The organism is Candidatus Kryptoniota bacterium (genome assembly GCA_036567965.1).
Lineage (GTDB): Bacteria > Bacteroidota > Ignavibacteria > Kryptoniales > JAKASW01 > JAKASW01.
On sequence record DATCTN010000006.1, the window covers coordinates 46,303 to 61,783 of the forward strand.

Genomic DNA, 15,481 nt, shown 5'->3' on the forward strand with positions numbered 1-15,481 from the left:
TAATCGATCGCTCGCATGCCCGGTCGGATGCTGATTCATTGAAAATGTGCCCGATTGTGGCTATTATTTCTAGTGTTATACCTCTCTGCCGCACTGATAGCCTATCTTGTTGGGTCGTTTCCGACTGCGTATGTAATGGGGAGGTACTTTCACGGCGTCGACATTACCAAGGGCGGAACCGGCAACATAGGCGCGATGAACGCGTACGAGGTGACCCGCTCAAAGTGGATTGGCATTGCAGTTGGCACGGTCGATATACTCAAAGGATTGATTGTGACATTCTCGTTTCTGTACATCTCCGGACTCATTGCTTCTTCGGTCGCGGCATTGTTTGTCGTAACGGGACACAATTATTCGGTCTACATGAGATTCAAAGGCGGGCGGGGATTGGCACCTTCAGCAGGCGCGCTCCTAGTCCTTTCACCCCTTGCAGTGCTGGCATATCTCGTCATTTATGCGGCGCTGAGAGGAGTCGGACTTAAGCTTTATCTTTCGAGCGTCGTAGGAATTTTCGCCAGCGCACTCGCAGTCCTTTGGAATTTTTCGTCCGCACACGAAGTCGAACTTGTACTAGCGGGATTATTTGTGGTAGTTCTTTCCAAGCATATCGGCCCTTTGAAGAATGAGTTGATCCATGCAAGCTAATTTTCGAAATAGATTGTTCGTCCTCTCGATGTCGATCATCCTCACCACCGCTCAATCTGTTTTCGCCCAGTCTGTTTCCGATGACCCGTCCTCGAGCCGGCGAACGGCAATTACACGTGCGGTAAAAGAGATAAGTCCTGCAGTTGTTGGAATAAATGTAACGGCAGTGCAGGAGCAACAAAGTCCGTTTGCGTCGAACGATCCGTTCTTCAGGCAATTCTTCCAGGGAGATCCGTTCTTCCGTCAATTTTTCGGGTCTCAGAAGATTGAGGTTCAGAGCCTCGGCTCGGGCTTCATCGTGTCACCTGACGGCTACGTGGTCACAAATGAGCACGTCGTGAAGAACGCAACGAAGGTTGTTGTTACGATGACCGACGGAAGTAAACGAAGCGCTAAGATCATAGGTCATGACGATATGTCGGACGTCGCGCTTCTCAAAATTGACGGGACCAATCTTCCCTTCTGCAAAATGGGCAACAGCGACAGCATACTTGTCGGCGAGTGGGTAATTGCATTCGGTAATCCGTTCGGACTATTCGACATAAATAACAAGCCGACGGTGACCGTTGGCGTGGTGAGTTCTTTGGGAATGAACCTTGCCAAGATCGGGTCGAGGAACTATAACGATATGATTGAGACGGATGCGGCGATCAACCCGGGCAATTCCGGCGGTCCGCTTGTCGACGCAGACGGAAGAGTCATCGGCGTCAACACGATGATTTACACTGGTGGCATGAGTGAGTCGTATAACGGTTACGGATTTGCCATTCCCATCAACAGGGTCCAGAGGAGTGTCGACGAACTGCGGAAGAACGGCAGAGTGATCCACGATGCTTGGGTGGGAATGCAGTTGCAAACCGTCGATCAGGAAATCGCGAGATATTATGGACTGAGCGAGGCTTCCGGTGCACTTGTGAACACGATAGAGCCGGGAAGCCCCGCTGAAAAGGCGGGCGTGAAAAGCGGCGACCTCGTCCTCAAGTACCAGGGCAAACCCGTCCGAAATGCCGACGCTCTCCAGGCCCAGCTCGATGATCTGAGACCGGGCGATAAATTCCGAGTAGAAGTGCTGCGAGATAATAAGCTTGTCAAATTGTCGATTCGTGTCGGAACGATTGAAAGAGAATCCGATCAAGGAGGCAATTGATTGATTAGAAGATATTCTCCCGCGGAAATCGACGCGGTTTGGAGTGAAGAGAATAAATTCCGGATCTGGCTGGATGTGGAAATAGCCGCGATGGAGGCCCAGGCAGAATTGGGACGGGTTCCAAAGGACGCCGTGATTGAAGTAAAAGCAAAAGCAAAATTTGACGTCGCAAGAATTGATGAGATAGAACGCACCGTCAAGCATGATGTGATAGCGTTCCTCACAAACGTGAGCGAAAACGTCGGTCCGTCGGCCCGGTTTGTTCATCTCGGCATGACTTCCTCTGATGTGCTGGATACTGCTTCCGCGATTCAGCTCAAACAGGCGGGCGAAATCCTGATGAAGCATCTTCTTGATCTCAGGAATATGATCAAGGAGCTGAGTGTGAAGTACAAGTCTGTGCCTATGATAGGGCGTACTCACGGAATACACGCCGAGCCGGTGACGTTTGGATTGAAAATGGCTGTATGGTACGATGAGCTCGGAAGAGACCTGGAGAGACTTCAAGCGGCCACCATCGAAGTGTCGGTGGCAAAAATTTCAGGGGCGGTCGGGACATTCTCGCACATCTCGCCCGAAGTGGAAAAATATGTGGCAAGCAAGTTCGGCTTGCGTCCGTCGGTTGCGTCGACACAAGTCATTCAACGAGACAGGCACGCGCAATTCATGACGGTGCTTGCAGTCGTCGCGGGTACGCTTGAAAAGATGGCGCTTGAGGTGCGACATCTCCAGCGGACTGAGGTGATGGAAGCGGAAGAGCCTTTCACTAAAGGCCAGAAAGGTTCTTCAGCAATGCCTCACAAGCGCAATCCGGTCAATGCGGAGAGGATCTGCGGAATGGCCAGGCTGATCAGGTCTTATGCCATGTCCGCGCTGGAGAATCAGGCATTGTGGCACGAAAGAGATATTTCACATTCGTCCGTCGAGCGCGTGATCTTTCCCGACGCGACGATCGGTCTGGATTTCATGATACTGGAATCGCAGAAGATCTTCATGAACTTGGTCGTTTATCCGGATAAGATGCTAAAGAACCTCGGACTCACTCACGGCCTTTATTATTCCGAAGATGTCCTACTAAAATTGATTGAGAAGGGACTGACAAGGGAGCAGGCTTATGCCCTCGTACAAAGGAACGCGATGCATTGTTGGGAAACGGGCGAGGATTTTCTAGCTGCTCTGGCGAACGACCGAGAGGTAGCCGACAAGGTTTCGCGAGATGAGCTAAAGAAGGTTTTCGATGTCAACTCCCTACTCGGAAACGTAGATTACATATACAAGTCACTCGGGTTGGATGGAGAATTCAAGAAGCAGTAAATGAAATACTTCACATCACTTCAGAACAAGCCATTTCTCGTCTGGCTCGGAGGCGTCTATGGGCTGCTCGTCGGCCTCACGATAGCAATGGCGGCGCAGATAACCTTCTTGAAATTTTCGATGGGCCCGATAAAGTCGATAACACTACTCGTCTGGGCCGGCGGTGCCTCGGCGGCCGGCTCTCATCTTGTCAGCAAGCACCTTTTCCATGAAGAGGAATCGGTTTTGAACAGGCCGCTCCACTATGTCCTGTTCTTTTCGCTTCTCCCCATCTTGATTCTCATCCTCTCGGTCATTCTCTTCTTTACTCCAAACTAGGAGCAACCCATGCCACAGGCATTCAGGAACTACATCGGCGGCAAGTATATGGACGCCGGATCAGGAAGAACTTTCGAAAACAGGAACCCCGCAGACTGGAACGACATAGTCGGTACTTTTCCAAAAAGCGACCATCGCGATGTTGATGCGGCTGTTCAGGCGGCGAAGGAGGCATTTCGCAACTGGAGTCTCACTCCCGCACCGAAACGAGGCGACATTGTGAAAAAGGCCGGTGACATAATGGTCGCCCGGAAAGAGGATCTCGCTCGCGAGATGACGCGGGAGATGGGAAAAGTACTTCTCGAAACACGCGGAGACGTTCAGGAAGGGATAGATACGGCTTATTATTCCGCGAGCGAATCACGACGGATGTTCGGAGTGACAGCTCCGAGCGAGCTGCCGAACAAATTCGCCATGTCGATGCGCGTGCCTGTGGGAGTTGCAGGTGTGATAAGTCCCTGGAATTTCCCGATGGCAATTCCGACGTGGAAGATCTTCCCTGCCCTCGTATCCGGTGACACCATTGTGTTTAAGCCCGCATCGGATACACCGCGGACTGCGGCGGCGCTGGTAGAGATCCTGATTGAAGCCGGTGTTCCTCCCGGAGTCCTGAATATCGTCCATGGCGGCGGAAACGAAGTTGGAACCGCTATTGTCGAACATAACGACATAGAGCTCGTCAGCTTTACCGGGTCGACAGAAGTCGGAAAACGGATTTCCGAAATCGCGTCGAAAACACTGAAGAGAGTTTCGCTCGAGCTCGGCGGGAAGAATGCAGAAATCGTAATGGACGATGCAAACCTTGAGCTCGCCCTTGACGGAGTGCTCTGGGGCGCGTTCGGTACCACCGGACAAAGATGTACTGCTACAAGCAGATTGATCGTACACGAGAAGATTTACGACAAGTTCCTCGATATGCTCACGGAGAGAACTTCGAAGCTTAAGCTCGGTAACGGTTTGGATGAAACTTCCGAAGTCGGACCATGCGTGAACGAAGCTCAAAGGCAGAGGGTGCACTCTTACGTGGAGATCGGGAAGAAGGAAGGTGCAAGACTGGTGATCGGCGGCGAGATCGCAAGCGGGGGCCAACTCGACAAAGGGTGGTTCTACAAGCCGACGATATTTGCGGACGTTACGCCGGAAATGACAATCGCGCGCGAAGAAATCTTCGGGCCTGTATTGTCGGTTATGAAAGCGAGATCCATCGACCATGCCGTCGAGCTGCTGAACGGGACTATATACGGATTGAGCTCCGCCGTGTACACGAGAAACGTCAACCACGCGTTCAAGGCGATTCGCGATATCAAGGCAGGAATAACTTACATCAACGCACCTACAATCGGCGCCGAGACTCACATGCCGTTCGGCGGAGTGAAGCAGACCGGAAACGGCCATCGCGAGGGCGGCGCAAGCGCGTTCGATTTCTTTACGGAAATGAAAACTGTGTATGTCGATTACAGTGACAAGTTGCAGAGAGCGCAAATAGACACATATCGTGATTCATAATTTCATTATCTTGAAAATGCAGCCTAATTTCAGAATTTATAATTTAAAATTTCCTACAAGGTGATTTATGCCGGTGAACGAAACAAAAACCAGAACTGAACATCCGACGGACGTAGGGGAGCTGGCTTACTCAGGGAGCATCAAACCGGAGCAGGTAATGGATACACTCCGGAAACACATGCTTGTGGATGGGTTCGACGTCGTGTTTGACCTCAAGAAGAGCAAGGGCTCATATGTTTACGACTCTAAGAGAAAGAAATATTTTCTCGATTTTTTTACTTTCTTCGCTTCGTCCCCGATCGGTTTCAATCACCCGAAGATGACCACCGCCGATTTTCTTGACAGGTTGGCGCGTGTTTCCGTTCATAAACCATCGAGCTCGGACTCGTACACCGTCGAGATGGCGGAATTCATCGAGGCATTTTCAAAGTACGCTATACCCGACTACCTGCCGCATGTTTTCTTGGTTGAAGGAGGCGGACTCGCTGTCGAAAACGCTCTGAAGGCGGCCTTCGACTACCGCATGCGGAAAAATCTGGAATCGGGCTTCTATCGAACTGAAGATGCTGAAGACAGGTTGAAAGTGGTACACTTCCGGCAAGCCTTTCACGGAAGAACAGGTTACACGCTTTCGCTCACGAACACCGATCCAATCAAGACAAAATATTTTCCGAAATTCCGATGGCCGCGCATTAACAATCCGGCGATCAGGTTTCCGCTCAACGAAGCCAACCTGAGGCTTGTGAAGCATGAGGAAGAAATCGCAATCAATCAAATCAAGCAAGCTATAGTGGAATTCAGGAAAGACATCGCGGCGCTGATCATCGAGCCGATTCAAGCCGAGGGCGGCGATGTTCACATGCGGAAGGAGTTCTTCGTAAGGCTGAGGGAGCTCTGCTCCGATAACGACATAATCATGATAATGGACGAGGTACAAACGGGGATAGGTCTCACAGGTAAAATGTGGGCGCATCAACATTTCGTCGAACCGGATGCGATATCATTCGGAAAGAAGACCCAGGTTTGCGGCGTGCTGGCCGGAAATAAGTTCGACGAAGTGAAGGATACGGTGTTCAACACTCCCGGTAGAATAAACAGTACTTTCGGCGGGAACCTGACTGACATGGTCAGGTTTACCAAATACCTTCAAATCATCCACGAAGAGAAGCTCGTAGAGAACGCCGCGAAGGTTGGGAAATACCTCCTCAAACGCCTTCAAGAACTGCAATCCCAGTATGAAAATCTGGTCTTTAACGCACGCGGTCTTGGACTTTTTTGCGCGTTCGATATGGCTTCACCGCAGAAGCGCCTCGAGTTACGTCAACGCGTCTTCGACCGGAACTTGCTCCTCATAGGCTGCGGTATACAGACAATTCGATTCAGACCGCCGTTGAATCTGACGGAACAAGAAGTTGATGAAGGAATCGGGATAATCAAGAAAGCTCTCGCCGAAATGCCCACCGGCGCGTAGGACCGGACTTCCGGCATCCTGGTACACCCTTCTGGCGTCATTCTCATACTGCCGATTGCGGATGCTGCGTGATGTTCAGATGCTCAGGAGTTCATTCGACTGTGCGGGCGGACGCAACAACTCCCTGTAGTTTTCCATCCTCGTCACGAAATACTCTCGCATTGAAAAGTACTTCTGTCTTCTCGCCAGATTTAACACTTAGCGTCAGCTGATATCCGCTTACAGAACCACGAGCCAATGTACGGGAAACCCCCTCACGGGCTCGTTGTGGATCTGTGAAGTAGTCTGAGAATTCGGTGCCGATAAGTTCTGCGCGACAATAGCCGGTAGCTGTCTCCGTCGCTTTGTTCAAGTCCACAATTTTGCCATCAATATCTGTGACTACTATAGGATCACTGCTCGCTTCTAGGATACTCCTGTTGTAGGCATTTGCTTTTTCTAATTTGTGTTCCGAGTTCTTGCGCTCCGTGATATCGGTGTAAGTTATCGCGACACCGTATCCCTCTAGCGGAATCGGATTGGCGTTTACGCTCATCCAAGTAATATCTGATTCGCTTTTAACGACTCCCATTTCGACATGGTCGACTGCACGTTTCTCCTTAAGCGCTCTGACGCTCGCGTATTCTTCAGGGGGCATCGGACTCCCATCAGGCCGGATAACCTTCCATTCCTTCCCATCGATTGTCCTCCCTGTGTGATCCTTTGTTGATATGCCAAGAAGTCGTTCGGAAGCGGGATTTGCCTCGACGATCCGGCCTTTTTCGTCGGTGATGCTTACGCCTATATTAATTGAATCCAAAAGGACGCGATATTTTTCCAGAGTGATCCGAAGCTCTTTTTCCGCATTGGCCAAAGCCACGCCTTCGCGAATTGCTACTGTCGCATATGCAAGGTTGTCGGCAAGCTCAGATAGGAGTTCCAGCTCCTCGCCGTCGAATGCGTGTGGGACCGCCGAGTAAACCATGAGCGCACCGAATACTACTTCGCCGTTCCTGAGCGGAGCAGCGACCGAAGACCTGATTCCTCTTTCAACGGCCTCATATCTCCATGGCTCGAAGAAGGTGTCTGTCATTGTGTCTTGAGAGACGACAGGCTTGCCCGATCTGATTGCTGTCCCTGTTGGTCCTCGTCCTCTTTCGCTGTCCGACCACGATATCTGGATCGTATCGACATATTCATGATCAGCACCAGCAAGGGCGACAGGTCGGACGGATTTGCTTTCATCATTCTCAGCGTAACCAACCCATGCGAGCTTGTGTCTACCTACGTCTATGATCGCCTGGCAAGTATCTCTGAGAAGTTGGTCTTCCTCTTTTGATCGAATGGAGATGCCGTTGCAGACGTTCAATAGCTTAAGTGCCCTACCCACCGAGGCCAGTTTAGCACCTTCATTCCTGATTTCCCCTATGTAGGATGACAACAGCCATTTCATCATGGCGGCAAGCCCAAGAGCCATCGCTAAGGTCGCGATCCCGTACAATACGTAGGTACGAGCGCGATCTTCTGAGTTTATGCGGTCGACCTCCACCATGCGGCTCGCTTCAGCTCCTTCTTCTTCTTCCAACGAAAGGGCAATAGCCCTCATCGTCGAATGAAGATCCACAGACACCTGAAAGAATATTTGTTTTGCCATGGCGCGGTTTGAACTGTCAAATAGGGATCGCAGAATCGCTGCCTGTGCCTGCTCGTACTTCTCCCTGGCGGCGATGAACTCATTCATCCTGCTGAGCTGAGGGGGATTACTTCTGAAGCCGATGATGAGTCTGTCAATGATCTGTTCATCCTTCTGTATGCGCGCCTGCAAATCGGCATTCCATTTTCCCCATTCGGCCTTGTCCGTCATAATCATGGCAGCCACTGCGACGCGTTCACCGTTAATATTGGACCTCAGTGTCGCAAGATCGTAGACGTTCGAAAAATTCACATCGAAAAGGGTCTTCTCGGGCGTGCCTGCATCCTCGAGTGCTCGATACGCAGTTAAGATCGTGATTGACTGGAGCACGATGATCAGTCCGAACCCGATCACCAGCTTCGTATTGATTGAAATGTGGCCGATGAATTTCATGCCCAGTTCCTCCTGACATATTCAGACGAGTTACCAGCGCCATCCTGACTGTTCACCCGACATCTCCCGAGTTCGCCCTTCTCACGCGCGGATCAGGGCACGACCCCAAGATCCGCTCATTGTCGTGTGTTCGTACTTCGATTCCGACGAGAAGGTGTATTGCCGATCCAATCTTCTCTTTCGTGCTGCCGACGATCCGAACAAGTTTCATCGCACAGGCAGAAGATCGGAAGATCAACCATCTAATGCGGTCTTTTGAATGGTCCGACGGGGGTGGTGTGAAGGTGCTTTGTTATTAATATTAGAATCTCGGCGCTCGAAAGTCAAGACGAGTTACCGACCCACAAGGATTTCCGATCCCAGAACCACGTGTTGAGCCGGGCACAGTGGAGAGTTGGAAACACATCATCTCTTCAGCGCGGTCCAGAATGCGCCAAGCAATCCCTCGATGCCCTCTCCTGTAACAGAACTGATGAAAAGCTTTTTCGTTCTGCGAGGAAATATGATTTTGCGAAGCTCAGCTAATCGTTTATCGTCGATGAGGTCGGTCTTTGTAAAGACAGCAAGCTTCACCTTCGAAGGAAGGCTCTTATTGTGAACGCGCATCTCTTCCAGGAGCATTTGGAAGTCATTGCGCGGCTCATCGGATGTCGCCTCAATCAGCACGGCGATCGCCTTAGTCCTTTCGATGTGCTTAAGGAAAGAAATTCCTAATCCCTTGCCGCGGCTGGCGCCCTCTATGAGACCCGGCATATCGGCCACCACAAAAGACCGCTCTTTGTATTTCGCGATTCCGAGAATAGGTGTCAGAGTAGTGAAGGGGTAATCGGCAATCTTCGGTTTCGCTGCGGAGATAACGGAAAGGAGAGTTGACTTTCCCGCATTCGGGAATCCGACAAGTCCGATGTCGGCAAGCAGCTTAAGTTCGAGTCTGAGATCTTTCTCTTCACCGATTTCGCCGGGCTCCGCTTTTCTCGGAGCGCGATTGGTCGACGTAGCAAATTCCGCGTTGCCACGTCCGCCACGTCCGCCTCTTGCGACGATGCACCTCTGGCCGTCCTTCACCATGTCCTCTACTACGCCGCCGTCGGAAGCATCCATGACAATTGTTCCCACAGGCAATTTGACCACCATGTCATCGGCGCTTCTTCCGAATTTCGTGGAGCCCTGGCCGTGCTGACCGCGCGCCGCTTTGAAAGAGGCCCTGTAGTGAAAGTCGAGCAGCGTAGTTAGAGATTTGTCTGCAACGAGAACGATGCTTCCGCCTCTCCCGCCGTTTCCCCCATCCGGCCCGCCACGCGGGATGAACTTCTCGCGCCTGAAGCTGACACACCCGTTACCGCCGTCCCCAGCTTTAACGTGGATGAGCGCCTCGTCGACAAAATGCATCAGCTTCCCGAACCGGTGGAGACGTCCCCCCGGAATTTCGAGCTTACTGCGTCGGTAAACGCGACAGCGTATTTCGAAAACGGATCGATTCCATTGTCGATAAAAATTCCTTCAACGATCCGCGAGGCGCTCTGCCAATCGGAGCATTCATCGAGCCTGTGAAGGGCAACCTGATATGCAGAGCGGCTCCCTTTGAACAGTTTCTTGACAATACGCAGCTCCGCTTTCGCAGAGATAAGCGATCTGACTGCAGGCCTGCGGGCCGGCGTCTCTGGTTTCGGCGGGGGGGCTGATGCAACTGATTTCGCATGTTCAGCCATGATCTGCTGGATATCCGGCGGTGTCTCTCGACCCGGTGACTGAAACCTTGGCGTCTCGACCGGTTTTGGCTGCATGGGGCCCGGCACCGGCTTCATCTCGAATGGACGAAACTCCTTCGGGGGAGACTCGGGAGACTTAAGCACGGCAATATTCTGATTCACGTCTTTCGTTGTCGCCTCAAAAACACTCCTCAGCGCGTTCGTATCAAGCGCCGCAATGTTCTTCACTTCTTTTGCAAACTCAATCCTATCGACCATATCAGAATCGGATTTGTCACGGAAGAAAAGTATCAGCGCGTCGGTGGGAACCCTGGCAGCATCGGTCGAGAACTTAAACAGATCGTATAATGCGGCAGTAATGTTCTCGAGCCTTGTGGAAATTGTCGCGAGAATGTGTTCATCGATCTTCGCATGAACTTTTTTCCACGACTCCAAATCGAGCTTGTCCGTATCGTGGAAATCGAGATACTCGAAAATCCCTTTCAGATAAAAAGGATAATCACTCAAATATCTTGCGGCGTTCTCGATCTCCCTCCGCCCCACTTCAGGTTCGCCCTTGAAGATGAACTTTTCAAGAGTCCATTTGGGCCGGATCACGTAGTTGTAGATGAACTTTGAAGCCTTGCCCGCAACCTCGAGAAATTCTTCTCTGGAGAACTCGAACGAGTTCTTGAGCACATGTCTTATTTCCTTGAACAGCGCGCGGATCTGAGGCTCAGAGAGATCGAACCGACCGGTTCTGCTCTCTCCCAATTCCTCCCTGTCGATCATTTCTTCGACTTCCGCGTCCGCGAATTTCTTGAAGTTGTCAGGGAGCTCGACGTCAGTGAGGATTACGCCGAGCGGGATTCTGTCCCCGGTGTAACGCTTGGCGACGTTGAACGCATAACCCGAGATCTCTTTTTCAAACATTATTTTAGTAGCGCCTTCACGCGGTTAATTTCTCTTTGTGCGCCCGCAACAAATGTCGGGTCGGTATTCGGCTTGTCGACAATTTTCTGGTACATCGTGATCGCATCGTTGGGCTTGTTGAGCTTTTCGTAACACTTTCCGGCAGAATAGTAGGCCTGCGCTGCCCAATCGACCGCCGGCGAAGGACTGACGAGATAAGGTACCTTCAGGAATTCGAGGATCGCGTTGGCGTAATCGCCCTTGTCATCGTATATCGCGCCGATGTAGTAATGAAGCTCGGCCTGGTAGTCACGGTTAGCATCCTTTGCCAGATTCTGAAAAGTCAGCAGCGCCTGATCGAAATATTTCAGCTCCTCGTAGAGGATTCCGATCTTTATCCTCATATCCATTATCGACTTATCATCCGGGAACATTTTCACGAACTTGCGGCTTATTTCGAGCGCGCCGTCGAACAACCCCAGCGATTCGTAGGAACTTACCAGCCTGCTCATCGCGTCTCTGACCAGCCCGCGATCCGCGAGAGAGTCGAGATAGACCATCCTGAAATTGTCGGCCGCCTCCTGATATTTCTCCTTCGCATATAAAATGTTTCCAAGCTCAAGATGCCCCTCAAGGGCAGCGGCACTTGCTGGAAACTTTGTGAGAAGCTCCGTCAACGTCGCTTGAGCCTTGTCGAGGTCCTCCTTCTCAACGAAGACCCGCGCGTGATCAAGGAGGGAAACCGGATAGGCCTGCGTGTCTTCGTAATCGCTTTTAACATCGTCCAGAAGTTTTTCTGCTTCATCATACTTCTTGTTGTCAATCAAATATTCCGCCTTGTCCACCAGGAAACGGGCCAGGTACTCGCTGCTCCCGTCTTTGTATGATTTCCTGAACTTAGCGGCCTTCGAGTCCGCCGATTTTACATCTCCATCCTTGTAATCAATCTCGATGAGTCTTGCGACACAGTACTCTTTTACCGAATCACTCTTCGTGGAATTTTGGAGCTTACCGTATATTTCTTGCGCATTTTCGAAATCGCCCAGCTTGAAATACGTGTCACCGGCATTTACAAGCGCGCCCTCGTCGCCCGAGCCCGCCTTTTCATAAAAGGCGGCACTCATCTTGCTATCGCCAAGGTTCCTGTAAATACCTCCGAGTTGAAGAAAAGAATCATTTCTTAATGACGTGTCGGACGCTGTCGACGCAACTTGCTGGAACAAGTCCCTGGCGCTCTCAAGATCGCCTGTCTTCAACATGCAGTACGCCATTTTGTAATTAAGTTGTGAAGATGTCCGGTGCCAGAGCTCGTCCTTCCCGATCAGATCGTAAACAGAAAAAGCTGAATCGTATTTCTCCGTAGAGTAAAGGAAATCGGCGTATTGAGCAGCGACGTTGTCCTTGACCTTCGACGGAACGAGGTTATCCAGCAGGTCGATATAAGTCTCCCCCGCATCTGCATTCGTTCGTTTGAGGAGCCCGATATACACAAGCTCGCCGCGTATCAAGGATTCTTTGGGAGGATCGCTATTCATAAGATTCTCGAGAATCGATTTTGCATTATCAAGAGAGTCAAGGGCAATTTCCGACTTTGCAAGAATCAGCGCAGCCGCAGGGAGCGGGGTAGCCAGAGACGCCTGCGCGACTGCGTCATGGTACGCTCCTGAGTTGAAGAGTACGGTGGCGAGAAGACAACATGCTTCGGGCAGGCGAGGTGAGGCAGGAAAGCGTTTCACAAAACTTAATGCCGAATTCTCAGCCGCTACAGAATCACCAGACGATGCTTGCAGCTCCATGAGCTTGAAAAGTGATCTTTCTGCGATCGAGTCGGCGGCGGGTTCGGCAGAAAGCTGCTGATATATGTCGAATGCTTTTGAGTTCCTGTCTGTCTTCTCTTTCTCATTGTTTTCGAGCGCCGATGCGAGAAGATAATTTGCCAGACGCTGGTTGCTGCCGGTATCGGTGGAAGCCACTTCCTCGAATATCCTCGCAGCTTTCGAATGATCCTTCAAAATGTTTTCGTATAAATTCCCGAGACGCATCAGCGAGTTGGTTTTATCTGATGACGAGAGGCCCTGCTGCATGAGAATGTCGGCAAGCTCTACAACAGCGTCGCGATAATCGAACCCCTTTGAATCAGCTATGATATCAGACAAACTGTCGGCGGCGGAAAGATAGTCCGATTCGGGGAAACTCTTCTCGAGTTCCTCAAGTTTGTCGGACGCGTCGCCGTAATCCTCGGAAATTTCATCGTCTATCGCACCATAAAACAGGAGCGCGTCCGGCCTGTCCTTCAGGTAGTCGCGATAGCGCGCAAATGTCGCTCCGACTTTTTCACCGTCATTGAGGATCATTTTCTCGATATCAAGCAACTTCACTATAATTCTGGGATCCGGGCTCTTTGAATCCTGGATCGAGAGATGAAGCAGCGAATCGGCGAGACTCATTTTCCCTGCGCGATAGGCGAGCTCCGCATAAAGATCCAGAGCAGAACTATCGACACCCTTCGCCGGAAGATTCTTCATCACGGCCAGACCCTCGGAGTACTCGCCCTTAGTCTTTAGAAGCGAAGCAATCCTGATCCGACATTTCCAGGGCAGGACTTTTATTTTAGCGGCGTTCTTCCTATAAATCGAATTATTGCCGAGCGCAAGCTGCGCGTAGTTGATCTCGTAATCGAGCTGTTCTCTCTCCTCCGATGTAAGCTTCGAGGACTGAAGGCGGTTTGCGTCTTCGAACCCGTGCGAATAGTTACCCGCCTCGAGATCGATTTCAATTGTTTCGAGGACAGCATCTGTGCTTTGTGGGAAAATGCCTATCTTCGCTGCTTCTGCGAAATACTGCTCAGCCGATTGGATCGAGCCTGTCATCTTATTTAGTTTGCCGAGGGCGAGCAATCCCATCACCCGGACAGAATCGTTGTCCGAAGCGAGGAGCGCTTTGTATTGGTTTTCTGCTTTCTGAAGTCGGCCCGAATCGAAATACAGGTTGCCGAGCTGGAATGTCGCCTCAAAATAACTCGATGTAGAAGTATAATCCTGGACGATGGAGAGTAACGAAATCTCGGCCCGGGCAGTATCGCCCGACATGTTGAAGAATCGTGCGGCTTCCAGGAGCGCCGCAGGTGCTTGAGGATCCTTCGGATAAAAGACCTTCAGTCGTTCATATGACAAACCGGCGTTCGCGAAATCATTTCCCTTTGCGAAGGCGTCACCCGCATTCATCCAGGCAGAAGGCGCCTGCGGGTCGTTCGGATATTGGATTGCAAAAGTCTGGAAGTTTCCTGCGGCATCAGCATACTTCTTCTGGTCGAGCTGGGAGAGGGCGAGATAGTATCGCGCCTGTCCCGCGGACGGAGATGCCGGGTATTGCTGGAGAAATTTGTTGAACTGTTCTTCGGCAAGATCGTACATCTGATTCCTGAACAGCTCTATTCCGAACTTCAGGTCGGAGTCGACCTGAGTTTCCTGAGCAAAAAGTTTTACCGACGCGCAGAAGACTACCACGGATACTAACAAAATTCTTTTACGCATACTTAAATATAAAGTCTATTTGTCAAAGATTATGCGGATAAATCCCGAATAACCGGATTTGCTGCCTCACAGAACTCCACAAGCGGCCATCTAAACGCAAATGGCGGGCAATGCATCGCCCGCCATCCGTGGTCCAGATGAACCGGAAAACTAAATTTCCCTTTCGGAGAGGCGTTTCTTCAACTGGGATATGTGCCATGTAAGGTTGATTTCCTTCGGGCACGCCTCCACGCAGTTGAAGATTGTGTGGCATCGCCAGATGCCGTCGGGTGTATCGATAACGTCCAGGCGCTCATCCGCCGCGTCATCGCGAGTATCAAAGACAAATCTGTACGCCTTGAGCAGCGCCGCAGGCCCGATATAATTCTCGTCGGACCACGACGATGGGCATGACGTGGTGCAGCAGGCACAGAGGATGCACTTGGCTGACTCGAAAAGTTTTTCCGCATCGTCGTTGCTCTGGAGCCTTTCATGTTCCGGCGCCGGCGAGTTAGCGACAAGATATGGCTTAACCGCCTCGTACTTTTTGTAGAAATCCGACAAGTCTACAACCAAATCCTTCACGACCGGTAAAGAAGGAAGAGGCTCTATGACGATTGCCTTTTTGTAGTTCACATCCCTGAGAAGCGTCGAGCAGGCGAGCCTGTTCCTGCCGTTTATGCGTATTCCGTCCGATCCGCAAACCCCGTGAGCGCATGACCGGCGGAACGTAAGCGTGCCGTCGTACTTCCACTTCGCCTGGTGAAGAAGGTCAAGAATTCTTTCCTTGTCGTCACCCGCTTCCAGAATAAATTCCTGGTAATAAGGTTCGGTATCTCTTTCAGGATTATAGCGTTGTACTCGCAGAGTAACCTTCATTTATTCTCCTTTCCCGATGAATAC

At 51.2% G+C, this 15,481-nt stretch carries 11 protein-coding genes; 6 read left to right on the plus strand and 5 right to left on the minus strand.

Annotated elements, in window-relative coordinates; genetic code table 11:
- Window positions 1–72 precede the first annotated feature (72 nt).
- The 6 genes from VIS48_00985 to lat all read left to right on the plus strand — a co-directional run bounded on the left by VIS48_00985 (window position 73) and on the right by lat (window position 6,401).
- Window positions 73–645, plus strand: coding sequence for a glycerol-3-phosphate acyltransferase (locus VIS48_00985; GenBank protein HEY9164714.1), 573 nt, complete (start codon window positions 73–75; stop codon window positions 643–645).
- Window positions 635–1,792, plus strand: coding sequence for a trypsin-like peptidase domain-containing protein (locus VIS48_00990; GenBank protein ID HEY9164715.1), 1,158 nt, complete (start codon window positions 635–637; stop codon window positions 1,790–1,792). Before VIS48_00985 ends, VIS48_00990 begins: the two co-directional genes overlap by 11 nt.
- Window positions 1,793–3,106: an adenylosuccinate lyase gene (gene purB, locus VIS48_00995; GenBank protein ID HEY9164716.1), complete on the plus strand. Its 1,314-nt coding sequence runs from the start codon at window positions 1,793–1,795 to the stop codon at window positions 3,104–3,106.
- Complete coding sequence (locus VIS48_01000; protein HEY9164717.1) at window positions 3,107–3,424, plus strand: hypothetical protein; 318 nt, start codon at window positions 3,107–3,109, stop codon at window positions 3,422–3,424.
- Window positions 3,425–3,433: 9 nt separating this feature from the next.
- Complete coding sequence (locus tag VIS48_01005; GenBank protein ID HEY9164718.1) at window positions 3,434–4,930, plus strand: aldehyde dehydrogenase family protein; 1,497 nt, start codon at window positions 3,434–3,436, stop codon at window positions 4,928–4,930.
- 73 nt (window positions 4,931–5,003) lie between these two features.
- Window positions 5,004–6,401, plus strand: a complete 1,398-nt coding sequence (gene lat / locus VIS48_01010; protein HEY9164719.1) for an L-lysine 6-transaminase — start codon at window positions 5,004–5,006, stop codon at window positions 6,399–6,401.
- A gap of 91 nt (window positions 6,402–6,492) precedes the next feature.
- Here lat and VIS48_01015 read toward each other — a convergent pair whose 3' ends face one another.
- The 5 genes from VIS48_01015 to VIS48_01035 form a co-directional block, all read right to left on the minus strand.
- Window positions 6,493–8,466 carry a PAS domain S-box protein gene (locus tag VIS48_01015; GenBank protein HEY9164720.1) on the minus strand — a complete coding sequence of 658 codons (1,974 nt, stop codon included), beginning with the start codon at window positions 8,464–8,466 and terminating at the stop codon, window positions 6,493–6,495.
- Between the two features lie 405 nt (window positions 8,467–8,871).
- The gene (gene obgE / locus VIS48_01020; GenBank protein HEY9164721.1) at window positions 8,872–9,855 is read right to left on the minus strand and encodes a GTPase ObgE; all 984 of its coding nucleotides are present in this window, start codon (window positions 9,853–9,855) and stop codon (window positions 8,872–8,874) included.
- Complete coding sequence (locus VIS48_01025) at window positions 9,855–11,087, minus strand: hypothetical protein (GenBank protein ID HEY9164722.1); 1,233 nt, start codon at window positions 11,085–11,087, stop codon at window positions 9,855–9,857. Before VIS48_01025 ends, obgE begins: the two co-directional genes overlap by 1 nt.
- Window positions 11,087–14,599: a tetratricopeptide repeat protein gene (locus tag VIS48_01030; GenBank protein ID HEY9164723.1), complete on the minus strand. Its 3,513-nt coding sequence runs from the start codon at window positions 14,597–14,599 to the stop codon at window positions 11,087–11,089. Before VIS48_01030 ends, VIS48_01025 begins: the two co-directional genes overlap by 1 nt.
- Window positions 14,600–14,749: 150 nt before the next feature.
- A complete protein-coding gene (locus tag VIS48_01035; GenBank protein ID HEY9164724.1) occupies window positions 14,750–15,457 on the minus strand; it encodes a succinate dehydrogenase iron-sulfur subunit in 708 nt (235 codons plus the stop codon).
- Window positions 15,458–15,481 lie beyond the last annotated feature (24 nt).